This window comes from Candidatus Pantoea gossypiicola (assembly GCF_008632075.1).
Taxonomy (GTDB): Bacteria; Pseudomonadota; Gammaproteobacteria; order Enterobacterales; family Enterobacteriaceae; genus Pantoea; species Pantoea gossypiicola.
The window spans coordinates 202,214-213,769 of record NZ_VWVM01000007.1 but is presented as its reverse complement, the minus strand read 5'-3'; the positions used below and the strand labels follow the sequence as shown (position 1 = coordinate 213,769).

General features: G+C 53.7%; 11 protein-coding genes. 10 read left to right on the top strand and 1 reads right to left on the bottom strand.

What is annotated here, in order from left to right:
• Positions 1-22 precede the first annotated feature (22 nt).
• The 10 genes from F3I20_RS11585 (at position 23) to F3I20_RS11540 (ending at position 9,691) form a co-directional block, all read left to right on the top strand.
• Entirely contained in the window at positions 23-280 is a 258-nt protein-coding gene (locus tag F3I20_RS11585) for a EutN/CcmL family microcompartment protein (protein WP_150011319.1), read from the top strand.
• Between the two features lie 15 nt (positions 281-295).
• The gene (locus tag F3I20_RS11580) at positions 296-1,453 is read left to right on the top strand and encodes a 1-propanol dehydrogenase PduQ (protein ID WP_150011317.1); all 1,158 of its coding nucleotides are present in this window, start codon (positions 296-298) and stop codon (positions 1,451-1,453) included.
• A gap of 22 nt (positions 1,454-1,475) precedes the next feature.
• Entirely contained in the window at positions 1,476-4,862 is a 3,387-nt protein-coding gene (gene cutC, locus F3I20_RS11575; protein ID WP_150011315.1) for a choline trimethylamine-lyase, read from the top strand.
• 53 nt (positions 4,863-4,915) lie between these two features.
• Positions 4,916-5,857, top strand: a complete 942-nt coding sequence (cutD, locus tag F3I20_RS11570) for a choline TMA-lyase-activating enzyme (RefSeq protein ID WP_190285924.1) — start codon at positions 4,916-4,918, stop codon at positions 5,855-5,857.
• 12 nt (positions 5,858-5,869) lie between these two features.
• A complete protein-coding gene (locus F3I20_RS11565) occupies positions 5,870-6,310 on the top strand; it encodes a BMC domain-containing protein (protein ID WP_150011311.1) in 441 nt (146 codons plus the stop codon).
• Positions 6,307-6,927 (top strand): phosphate propanoyltransferase, encoded by a 621-nt coding sequence (locus tag F3I20_RS11560; RefSeq protein WP_150037589.1) that lies wholly within the window; start codon positions 6,307-6,309, stop codon positions 6,925-6,927. The genes F3I20_RS11565 and F3I20_RS11560 overlap by 4 nt, the downstream gene beginning before the upstream one ends.
• 12 nt (positions 6,928-6,939) lie before the next feature.
• The gene (locus tag F3I20_RS11555) at positions 6,940-7,608 is read left to right on the top strand and encodes a hypothetical protein (RefSeq protein ID WP_150037588.1); all 669 of its coding nucleotides are present in this window, start codon (positions 6,940-6,942) and stop codon (positions 7,606-7,608) included.
• Between the two features lie 36 nt (positions 7,609-7,644).
• Complete coding sequence (locus F3I20_RS11550) at positions 7,645-8,022, top strand: DMT family transporter (protein ID WP_150037587.1); 378 nt, start codon at positions 7,645-7,647, stop codon at positions 8,020-8,022.
• A 53-nt stretch (positions 8,023-8,075) separates the two neighbouring features.
• Positions 8,076-8,405: a DMT family transporter gene (locus F3I20_RS11545; RefSeq protein WP_150011303.1), complete on the top strand. Its 330-nt coding sequence runs from the start codon at positions 8,076-8,078 to the stop codon at positions 8,403-8,405.
• Between the two features lie 161 nt (positions 8,406-8,566).
• Complete coding sequence (locus tag F3I20_RS11540; RefSeq protein WP_150037586.1) at positions 8,567-9,691, top strand: GNAT family N-acetyltransferase; 1,125 nt, start codon at positions 8,567-8,569, stop codon at positions 9,689-9,691.
• On the opposite strand, the gene F3I20_RS11535 is transcribed toward F3I20_RS11540, so the two are convergent.
• On the bottom strand, positions 9,688-11,520 hold the full coding sequence (locus F3I20_RS11535) for an ABC transporter ATP-binding protein (RefSeq protein ID WP_150037585.1): 1,833 nt from the start codon (positions 11,518-11,520) through the stop codon (positions 9,688-9,690). The two genes, F3I20_RS11540 and F3I20_RS11535, sit on opposite strands and share 4 nt — an antisense overlap.
• Positions 11,521-11,556: the final 36 nt, after the last annotated feature.

The window sequence follows — 11,556 nt, the reverse complement described above, 5'->3', positions numbered from 1 at the left end:
ACTACTGATATAAGGCGATAAAATGATGCTTGCAAAGGTAGTCGGTCATGTCGTCGCCACGCAAAAGTGCGATGAGCTACGTGGAAGCAACCTGTTACTGATCAGCAAACTAGATGATGACCTTCAGCCGATAAAAGACCACACCTGGGCTGCCATTGATAACGTTGGTGCGGGTATGCACGACATTGTGCTGGTTGAAGAGTACCTGGCGCTCAATAAAGATCGTTACAAGGCGATGTCTGTCATTGCGATTGTTGAGCAGGTGTTTCGGGACCGCTAAGGAGAGAACAGTCCAATGAGTGAATTTTCGCTGAAACCTCGCATTCGTTTTGGTCAGGATGCGCTTTCCATCCTCGATGAGCTGCCAGCCCATAGGGTCTTGTTAGTCACCGATCAGTCGATGGTCAGATTTGGCCTGGCCGAGCGTATCACGCATAGGCTGCGCCAGCGCAATCTTGCGTTTCAGGTCTGGGACGACGTGATGGCCGACCCGGATATCGCCACCGTGGTGCGTGGTATGAAGCTGATGGATAACCCATATCCGGATCTTGTTATCGCGCTGGGCGGCGGCTCAGTGATCGATGCAGCCAAAGCGGTCATTTTCGCCCTGGCGCAAACGCGTCCGGACGCTTATCGAGAGCCGCCTTGTTTTGTGGCGATCCCCACCACCAGCGGTACTGGTTCAGAAGTCACCGCCTTTTCTGTCGTAAAGGCGCATAACGAAAAGCTGGTGTTAGTCGATTCGTCACTGCTACCAGATATTGCCATTCTCGATCCAGCGCTGGTGGCTTCGGTTCCACCCGCGATTACCGCAGATACTGGCATGGACGTTCTGTGCCATGCGCTGGAAGCCTATGTCTCTTTGGCTGCCAGCGACTTTTCCGATGCGCTGGCAGAGAAGGTGGTGCAACAGGTTTTCCGCTATCTGCCGGGCTGCTGGCGCAACGGGCATGATCTGCTGGCAAGGGAAAAAATGCATAACGCCTCCTGTATGGCGGGAATGGCCTTCACCAATGCTTCGCTCGGTATTACCCACAGCCTGGCCCACGCGCTTGGCGCTATTTTCCGCATACCGCATGGCCGAGCCAACGCGCTGCTGATGGCGGAAGTGGTCGCGTGGAATGCGGATTTCCAGGGTGCGTGCGATACCGATGCCGCCTGCAAATATGCCCGATTAGCACATCTGCTGGATTTGCCGGCAGCCACTACCCGTCAGGGCGTCGCCAGCCTGCTGATCGCCATTCAGGCATTGAAGGACGAAATGATGATGCCTGCTGGCATACGAGATACCGGCGTTGATGCTGAGGATTTTGAACGACGACTTGAAGAGATGGCCGGTCAGGCCTTGCGTGATAGCTGTACTCCGACAAATCCAGGCACGGCAGACGCACAGGCATTAACCGAAATCTATCGCCGGGCATGGACCGGTAACGCCACTCAGGGCCGCTTATAACAAGATCTGGAGAACATTACCTATGGCACACTACACTTTAACACCGCGCGTCAAAGTATTGGCAGAACGGCTACTGGCAAACAAAAGCATCCTTTGCACTGAACATGTTACCACGCTGAGCGAACTGGATAGTGAGATCGGAGGCGTTCCTGCCGCGGTTAAACCGGCTCGTCGCTTCTATGAGCTGATGCGCCGGCTTCCGGTCAGCATCAATCCTGACGAACTCATCGTCGGCAATCAGAGCCGGAAACCGCATGGAGCCATTTTCCATGAAGAGATCGCCACACATCGTCCTTCCGTATTCCGGTTCCTGAATCTGAATTGTGAGATTGATTCCCCGGACTACATGCTGGTTATCGGGAAAGGTGTGCTGGCGATCAAACATCAACTGGAAGAGAAAGTCCGCGTTTTGGGTAATACCGTCAGCCGCAGTGGTATGGACGAGGTTAATGGCTGCCGTGCAGCGATTTATGCCTGCGATGCTTTGATGACTCTGGCGAAGAAACTGGCAGAGAGCGCTGAGAATTTAGCGGCAGAAGAGAGCAACCCCTACAGGCAAGCCGAGCTGCGGGAAAGCGCCGCTATGCTGCACCATATTCCGGCTCATCCGGCACGAAACTTTAAGGAAGCTTGCCAGACCTTCTATTTGTTCCAGCTTGCACTGCAGCTGGATAATGGTAGCTACGCGGTCAATCCGGAAGGTGCCGACAAAGCATTATTATCATGGTATCAAAACGATATCACCCGCGGCGCGCTCTCTGCGCAACAGGCGTATGAAATTGTCGAGAGCCTGTGGTTTAAGCTGGCTACACTTTGCGAAGTACGTGCTGCCAGTGCCATTGAGGGCTACCCGATGTTCGATGCCATGCTGCATGGCGCGGACCTTGAAAATGCACGTATTAACGAACTCTCCGATATGTTCCTCAGCGCTCAGCAGAACCTCAGCGCCCTGCATCTGCCGGTGCGTTTGTACAGCGGTGTACAACAGGTATCCACCACACCGTTTGCGGCCTGTCGCGAAGTGGCAACATCAGAAGGTCTTACCCCGCGCATGCAACGCCTGCGTAGCCACTACCTGACCGTTCGCCCCAGTGTTTCAATCTATCGCGCCCTTGCCTTTACCGAAGTGGTAAAAGCTAATCCGGGAATGCCGACCATTCTGTTGCGCGCCAAAGCCTTTCGACACGCCTGCGAAACCGCACCAATCCTGATCCAGGATGATGAGCTGATCGTCGGTCATCCGTGCGGCAAGCCACGAGCAGGCGCATTCTCGCCGGATATCGCCTGGCGCTGGGTACGCGATGAGCTCGACACTATGAGCACCCGGCCGCAGGACCCCTTTGAGATCAGCGAGGAAGATAAAAAAACCATCCGTGAAGAGATTGTGCCGTTCTGGAAGGGCCGTTCACTGGATGAGATCTGCGAGGCACAGTATCGCGAAGCCGGGGTGTGGGCATTCAGCGGCGAGACTTTTGTCAGCGATCTCTCCTACCACCAGATTAATGGCGGCGGCGATACCTGCCCGGGCTACGACGTGCTGCTATTCACCAAAGGAATGAACGGTATTAAAGCCGATGCGGAAGCGCATCTCGCGCAGCTTAGCATGGAAAATCCGGGTGATATTGACCGCATATACTACTACAAAGCCGCGATTGAAACTTGCGAAGGCGTGGTCAATTACGCGCATCGTATCGCCGCCCATGCCCGGGAACTGGCAGCGAAAGAACAGAACATTCAGCGTCGTACGGAGCTACTGTTGATTGCTGATGTCAACCAGAATGTACCGGCAAATCCACCGAAAACCTTTCAGGAAGCGTTGCAAAGCATCTGGACGGTGGAGTCACTGTTCGAAATTGAAGAGAACCAGACGGGTCTGTCGCTGGGGCGCGTCGATCAGTACTGCTATCCGATGTTTGAAGCTGATATCCGCGAAGGCCGCCTGACTCACGATAGTGCGCTGGAAATGATGCAGGCGTTTATCATCAAGTGTGCCGAGCTGATGTGGATGTCCAGCGAACTAGGGGCGAAATACTTTGCGGGTTATCAGCCGTTTATCAATCTGACCGTCGGCGGCCAGAAGCGCTCAGGCGGCGATGCCTGTAACGACCTGACCTGGATAATTATGGACGCCGTACGCTTTGTCAAAGTTTACCAGCCCTCGCTGGCCTGTCGCATTCACAATCAGTCGCCGCAGAAGTATATGGAAAAAATCGTCGACGTGGTGAAAGCGGGGATGGGCTTCCCGGCCTGTCACTTTGATGACTCGCATATCAAAATGATGCTGCGTAAAGGTTTTGATTTTGAAGACGCCCGCGATTACTGCCTGATGGGCTGCGTTGAGCCACAGAAATCCGGACGTATCTATCAGTGGACCTCAACCGGCTACACCCAGTGGCCTATTGCTATTGAGTTTGTGCTGAACCGTGGCCGGATGGTGCTGTTCGACAGCTATCAAGGGTTGGATACCGGTGACCTGCGTGATCTGCGCACTTTTGAACAGTTTGACGCGGCAGTGAAAAAGCAGATTGCCCATATTATTCGTTTGTCAGCGATAGGCACTGTCATCAGTCAGCGTGTTCACCGAGACGTGGCACCAAAGCCTTTAATGTCACTGCTGGTTGAAGGTTGCATGGAGCAAGGTAGAGATGTATCTGCAGGTGGTGCGATGATCAATCACGGGCCGGGTCTGATCTTCTCGGGACTTGCGACCTACGTCGACTCTCTCGCCGCTATCCGCAAACTGGTCTACGAGGATAAGAAATATTCCCTTGAGCAAATCCGTGACGCATTGCTGGCGAACTTTGAAGGTTATGAAGCGTTGCGCCGCGACTGCCTGAATGCGCCGAAATATGGCAATGATGATAACTCTGTTGACCAGTACGCGCTGGATATCACCGAGTGGACCGAGCGTGAGTGCCGTAAATACAAGATGCTTTACTCGACGCTTAGCCACGGCACCCTGTCGATATCAAATAATACACCAATCGGTGAGCTGACTAACGCCACCCCAAATGGCCGTCTGGCATGGATGCCGCTTTCCGACGGGATCAGTCCGACCCAGGGAGCTGATAAGCATGGTCCCACAGCAATTATCAAGTCGGTAAGCAAGATGAATGTGGAAACCATGAATATCGGCATGGTGCATAACTTCAAATTTCTTAAAGGGCTGCTTGATACGCCGGAAGGGCGTAACGGATTGATCACACTGTTGCGCACCGCGTCGATTCTGGGTAATGGCCAGATGCAGTTCAGCTATGTCGATAACGATGTACTGAAAAAAGCGCAACAGGAACCTGAAAAATACCGCGATCTGATTGTCCGTGTAGCGGGCTATAGCGCCTACTTCGTTGAATTATGTAAAGAAGTCCAGGACGAGATTATTAGCCGTACGGTAATTGAAAAATTCTGATAGCAGACGGCTTACTGGACAAGGATGTCCTCAGGATTATTCAGGAGGCAGGTGTGGATAAAGAACTAACCGGGCGTATTTTCAATATTCAAAAATATTCCATCTATGATGGCGAAGGTATTCGCACACTGGTTTTTTTTAAGGGTTGCAATATATGCTGCCCATGGTGTGCGAATCCGGAAGGATTATCAAGCCAGTTTCAGGTGATGTTTTCTCAGGATAAATGTATCAACTGTGGCAACTGCGTCAGCGTATGCCCGGCAGGCATTCATTTCCAGAAAGATGAGCAAGGTAAATTGAAACACTTTGTTAATCGAAATAAAGAATGTATAGGATGCCGTAAATGCCAGGACGTTTGTACCCGGAATGCACTGGATATTATGGGAAGAGACGTGACTGTCAGTGAATTAATGGCGGTCATTATGCAGGATTATGATTTCTATATTTCTTCTGGCGGTGGGGTAACCATTGGTGGTGGTGAAATGAGTCTGCAGACTGATTTTGCTGTCGCGTTATTTCGTGAGTGCAAAAATATGATGATCAATACCGCAGTCGAAACTCAGGGCACCACGTCGCTGACGAATTATCAAAAACTAGCACCTGTAACCGACACTTTCTTATTCGATATTAAGCAAATTAATAGCAACCGGCATAAAGCATTATTTGGCATCGGTAATGAAGGTATTCGCCGTAATCTGGAATGGTTGGTGGACTCTGGCGCTAATGTCATTATCCGTATGCCGCTGGTTCGCGGTTATAACGACTCATGGGAGGCGATTACCGGAGCGATTGACTACGTAAAAAAACTGGCGAAACGCGGGAATATACGCCGCATTGACATGCTGCCTTATCACCAGCTTGGACGTAAAAAATATGATCATCTTGATATGACCTATCCCATCACTCAGGACCCGACTTACTCCGGCGAAGAGCTAAACCAGCTGGAAAGTTTTTTTACGCAGTTTGATTTCGATATTCGCTTGGTCCGCCATTAACAGGAGCTGGCAATGAAAAGTTTAGGTGTAATTGAAACACGAGGATTTGTGGCGGCTATTCAGGTCGTCGATGCTGCCTGTAAATGCGCAGAGGTAAACTGTATTGGTTACCGCAAGGTGGGTTCGGGGCGGGTAAGCGTCTGTTTTGAAGGGGAGATCAGCGCGATTCGTACGGCCATTGAGCGCGGAGTGGCTGTTCTTATGGCCGTCGGTCAGCAGGCCTGTTCGCTGGTCATCGCCCGGCCGGAATTGAGCGTGACTGACGCGCTCAGCCGGTTAAAAGGCTATCCGCCCTATGCAGAGGTGAAGGTGAATGCACCCGTGGAGGTCGAAGCTGACGGTATCGTACCGACATCACCGGAAATAAATGCTTCCATTGAGTCAGTTTCACTACCTGCGTCTGATCGGACGGAAGAGAAATACAAAGCCATGAAAAGAGGGAAGAAGGCATGATCGACACTCTGCTCCATAAAAAAATCGCTGTTCGCATGAATCCGGTCTCACCAGCTATCCCGGTTGGTATCTCTAATCGCCACGTCCATCTGTCACAGCAGGATGTTGAAGCGCTGTTTGGCGAAGGTTACATCCTTACGCCGTTTAAACCGTTGCGCCAGCCGGGACAATTTGCCGCTCAGGAGTGTGTCACTGTGGTCGGCCCTAAAGGCTCACTGAAAAGCGTTCGCGTGCTTGGACCAACCCGCCAGGTTTCTCAGCTGGAAATTTCCGTGGCCGATGGATTTACGCTTGGGATTAAAGTACCGGTGCGTGAGTCCGGTCAGCTGGAGAACGCAGGCAGCGCGCTACTTATCGGTCCGGCCGGCCACGTCGAACTGAACTCTAAGGTGATCTGTGCCTGGCGGCATATCCATATGTCGCCGCAGGATGCCCGCCAGCTAAATGTTGCTAACGGGCAGAAGGTCAGGGTACGCAGTGAGGGTGAGCGTCAACTGATTTTCGATGAAGTGGTGGTGCGGGTGCGGGAAGACTTCGCGCTGGAGTTTCATATTGATACCGAAGAGGCCAATGCTGCCGGATTGAAAAACGGCGGCCAGGTCACTTTGATTGTTTGACCGGTGACCGCCATGAATGATGAACAGATTGAATGCCTGATCGAGCGCATTATTCAGCGACTAACGCAGCCGGTACTGGTGATGATATCCGGCACCGCAGGCTATCGGCAGGCTATTCGCAACCGGCTGGCGAGGTGTGGATACCGTCTGCATCTCCTGCTGGACAAAAGCATTAGTGATGCCGATCAGTGGCAGAGCATAGGAGACACGCTTTCGGCGAATAGCTGGCAGGAAACCTTGCATAACACGCCGTATCGGGCGCTGCTGCTGCCGTTTCTCGACTATCCGCTGGCAGCCGATTTGGTGAATGGCTCTCTGCAAAACCCGCTTGCCCGGCACGTGCATGAGGCTCTGCTCAAAGGGGTGCCAGTGATGGCGCTACGCTATCACTGCGATCCCACCAGTGAGCTTAATCAGCTACTGGGCGTGCAGCCTGATGCGGCTTATCAGCGACACATGCAGGTCACGCTGGCGCGACTGACAGAATGCGGTATTACGCTCTGCACAATGAATGAACTACTGGAAAAACTGGCAATGGGGGGCGAGTCTGCAGCGCTTACGAAGACCAACAAGCGGCGTTATCTCACCGTCACCGACCTGAAAAATAATCCGGCGCTTGCATCATCTCCTGAAGTGCGGTTAACCGATGCCGCTATGGAATTTGTAAACAACAGAAAATAGCACCTTATCTTTAATATAAAACCTGGAGCTTAATTTATGTGCTTAAAAACAAAGTGCTGGCTATGGATGTTGCTGGTTATTGTTTCCGAAACTTTAGCAACATCAACTCTTAAATTATTTGGCAGTTGTGAAGGAGGTACCAAAATATTTCTGCTTGGCTTGCTGGTTATTCTTTATTGTATTTGCTATTACTCGCTGTCACGGGCCGTAAAGAATATTCCTGTCGGCCTGGCATATGCTACCTGGTCCGGTACCGGTATTCTTGTGGTTTCTGTCCTGGGGATGGCTTTATATGGTCAGCACCCGGACGTCGCCGCCATTATTGGCATGGGAGTTATCGCGAGCGGTATCATTATTATGAATATTTTTTCAAAAATGGGCAGCGAAGAGAGCGAAGAGAGCCACGCTAAATAAGTTACTTCTGTTATTGACAATAAAGTCGCTAATTATCAGGAAAGGATGACGTTATGTTTAACCTCGGATTTTTATGGCTTGCGCTCTCTATTGGTGCCGAAATTACTGGCACCTCCATGATTAAAAAGACCCAGGGCTTTAGCAAGCTAGCCCCCTCGCTACTGGTCGTGTGTGCCTACGGCCTTTGCTATTTTTCATTGACCCACGCGATGAGTACGATTCCGGTAGGCGTTGCCTATTCATTGTGGTGTGGTTTTGGCATTGTTGGCGTTACCCTTTGCTCAATGATTTTGTATAAGCAAAAACCCGATTTACCTGCAATTGTCGCCATGGCGTTGATTATTTCGGGTGGTGTGATCATGAATGTTTTTTCCAGCATGTAAATCCAGTCTGCGTCTTCACTCCTTAATGTGAAGGCGCAAAAACAACAGCTCTGATACAGAAAAAATCACATTTTGCTCTTCACTTTGCGTGCCTTAACCCTTTCGCTGGCGCGGAAAACCTGCTTGACTGACGCTCTGCCCGACGTTCTCTGGAGTAATTCATGTCGCTGATTCACCTGACGTCACTGGCGGCGATCCCGGCCGCCGAGTGGGATGCGCTGTTGCCTGATGACCAGCCGTTTTTGCGCCACGCTTTTCTGCTCACCTTAGAAGAGAGCGGCAGCGTGCGGCCTGCATCGGGCTGGCAGCCTGATCATCTGCTGTGGCGGGAAAAGGGCGTAACGCGCGCCGCGCTGCCGGGCTACCAGAAATATCATTCTCAGGGCGAGTATGTCTTTGATCACGCCTGGGCGGATGCCAGCCAGCGCGCCGGGATCCGCTACTACCCGAAATGGCTGGGGGCAATTCCCTTCAGTCCGGTCAGCGGCGCGCGCCTGCTGGGTGACGCCTCAGCCGCCGCACAGCTGCTATCGGCCCTGCCGGAGAGCCTGTTGCAGCACGGCTTAAGCGGCGCGCACATCAACTTTACCGATGCGCAGGCGAACCTGCTGCTGGCCGATCAGCCCGACTGGCTCTCCCGGCTCGGCTGTCAGTATCACTGGCATAACCGTGGCTACCGCGATTTTCAGGATTTCCTGGACACGCTGATGTCGCGCAAGCGCAAGCAGCTGCGTAAAGAGCGCGAGCAGGTGGCGCAAAGCGGCTTTGAGTTTGACCGCTATCCGGGCTGTCAGCTGCGCGAAGATCAGTGGGATTTTGTCTATACCTGTTACGCCAATACCTATGCGGTGCGAGGCCAGCGGCCCTACCTGACGCGCGACTTCTTCAGCCTGCTGGCGGAGCGGATGCCGCAAAATATTGTGGTGGTGATTGCCCGCTTACAGCAGCAACCGGCGGCGATGGCCTTTTATCTGCGCGACAGCAACACGCTCTATGGCCGCTACTGGGGCTGTCTGGCGGAGTTTGACCGGCTGCACTTCGAAACCTGTTTCTATCAGGGGATGGATTTAGCGATTGATGAAGGGCTGACGCGATTTGATGCGGGGGCGCAGGGTGAGCACAAGCTGGTGCGCGGCTTTGAGCCGCAGATTACCCACTCCTGGCACTATCTGCTGCATCCCGGCCTGCGCGAGGCCGTGGCAGATTTTCTGGTGCAGGAGCGGGAAGGCGTACGCGGCTGGGCGGAAGAAGCGCGCGACGCCTTACCCTATCGACGCGGCGATTAATCGACGCCGACAAACCCGCCGGTCTGATGCTGCCACAGTCGGGCATAAAGACCGTTCTGCGCCAGCAACTCCTGATGGCTGCCCATCTCGGCAATGCCGCCTTTATCCAGCACCACCAGCCGATCCATCTTCGCGATGGTCGACAGGCGGTGCGCAATCGCGATAACCGTTTTGCCCTGCATTAAGGACTCCAGGCTCTCCTGAATGGCGGCTTCCACTTCGGAGTCGAGCGCTGAGGTCGCCTCATCCATGATCAGAACCGGCGCATCCTTCAGCAGCACGCGGGCAATCGCCACACGCTGACGCTGGCCGCCCGACAGCTTCACGCCGCGCTCGCCCACGTGCGCATCCAGCCCAGTGCGGCCCAGCGAGTCAGAGAGCAGCGGAATAAACTCATCGGCGCGGGCGCGGTGAATCGCCAGTCGCAACTCCTCTTCAGTGGCGTCGGGACGGCCATAGAGCAGGTTTTCACGGATTGAGCGATGCAGCAGCGAGGTGTCCTGGGTGATCATGCCAATCTGGCTGCGCAGGCTCTCCTGGGTCACGGCGGCGATATCCTGTTCGTCGATCACAATCCGCCCACCGTTCAGGTCATAGAGGCGCAGCAGTAGGTTCACCAGCGTCGATTTACCGGCACCCGAAGGCCCAATCAGACCAATCTTCTCACCGGGTCTGATGTCGAGGTTAAAACCGTTAATCACCTGACGGCCACCGCCATAATCGAAGCGCACATCCTCAAAGCGGATGTTGCCACGCGTCACCTTCAGCTGCTTCGCCTGCGGCGTATCCTGCACGCTCAGCGGCTGCGCAATGGTGTTCAGGCCATCCTGCACCATGCCGATATTCTCGAAAATGCCGTTAACCACCCACATGATCCAGCCGGACATGTTCACCAGACGGATCACCAGCCCGGTCGCCAGTGCGATTGCCCCGACGCTGATCAGCGACTGGCTCCACAGCCACAATGCCAGGCCGGAGGTCGAGACAATCAGCAGGCCGTTGAGCGCTGACAACGTCAGATCCATGCTGGTGACCATGCGGCTGGCGTGCTGGGTTTTGTCGGTCTGCTCCTGAATCGCCTCGCGCGCATACTGACGTTCCAGGTCGCTGTGGGCGAACAGCTTGATGGTGGCGATGTTGGTGTAGCCGTCAACAATGGTACCCATCAGCTTTGAGCGCGCTTCCGAGGAGACCACCGAACGTTTTTTAACGCGCGGCACAAAGAAACGCAGCGAGGCGCTGTAGGCCACCATCCAGATAATCAGCGGAATCATCAGCCGCCAGTCGGCATCGGCAAACAGTACCAGCGAGGTCACGGCGTAGATCAGCACATGCCAGATGGCATCTACCAGCTGCACCGCAGAATCACGCAGTGAACTGCCGGTCTGCATAATGCGCTGGGCGATACGCCCGGCAAAATCGCTCTGGAAGAAGTTAAGGCTCTGACGCAGCACGTAGTTGTGATGCTGCCAGCGAATCAGACTGGTCATGCTCGGGCTGATGCTCTGATGCACCAGCATGTCGTGCAGGGCGATAAAAACCGGCCGCAGAATCAGTGCCACCGCGCCCATCCACAGCAGTATCGGCCAGTTATCCCGAAACAGGGTGGCCGGCGTGGAGTGATTGACCATATCGATAATGCGGCTCAGATAGCTGAACAGCGACACTTCAATCAGGGCTGACGCCAGCCCTACCACCAGCAGCGCGGCAAAACTGGGCCAGACCTGGCGCAGGTAGTAGAGGTAAAACGACCAGACCGTTGAGGGGGGCGAATCGGTGGGTGCGTCCTGAAATATATTGATAAAACGCTCAAAACGGCGATACAACATAGCGATACTCTTTCCGTCCGGTAAAGAGCTACAGCT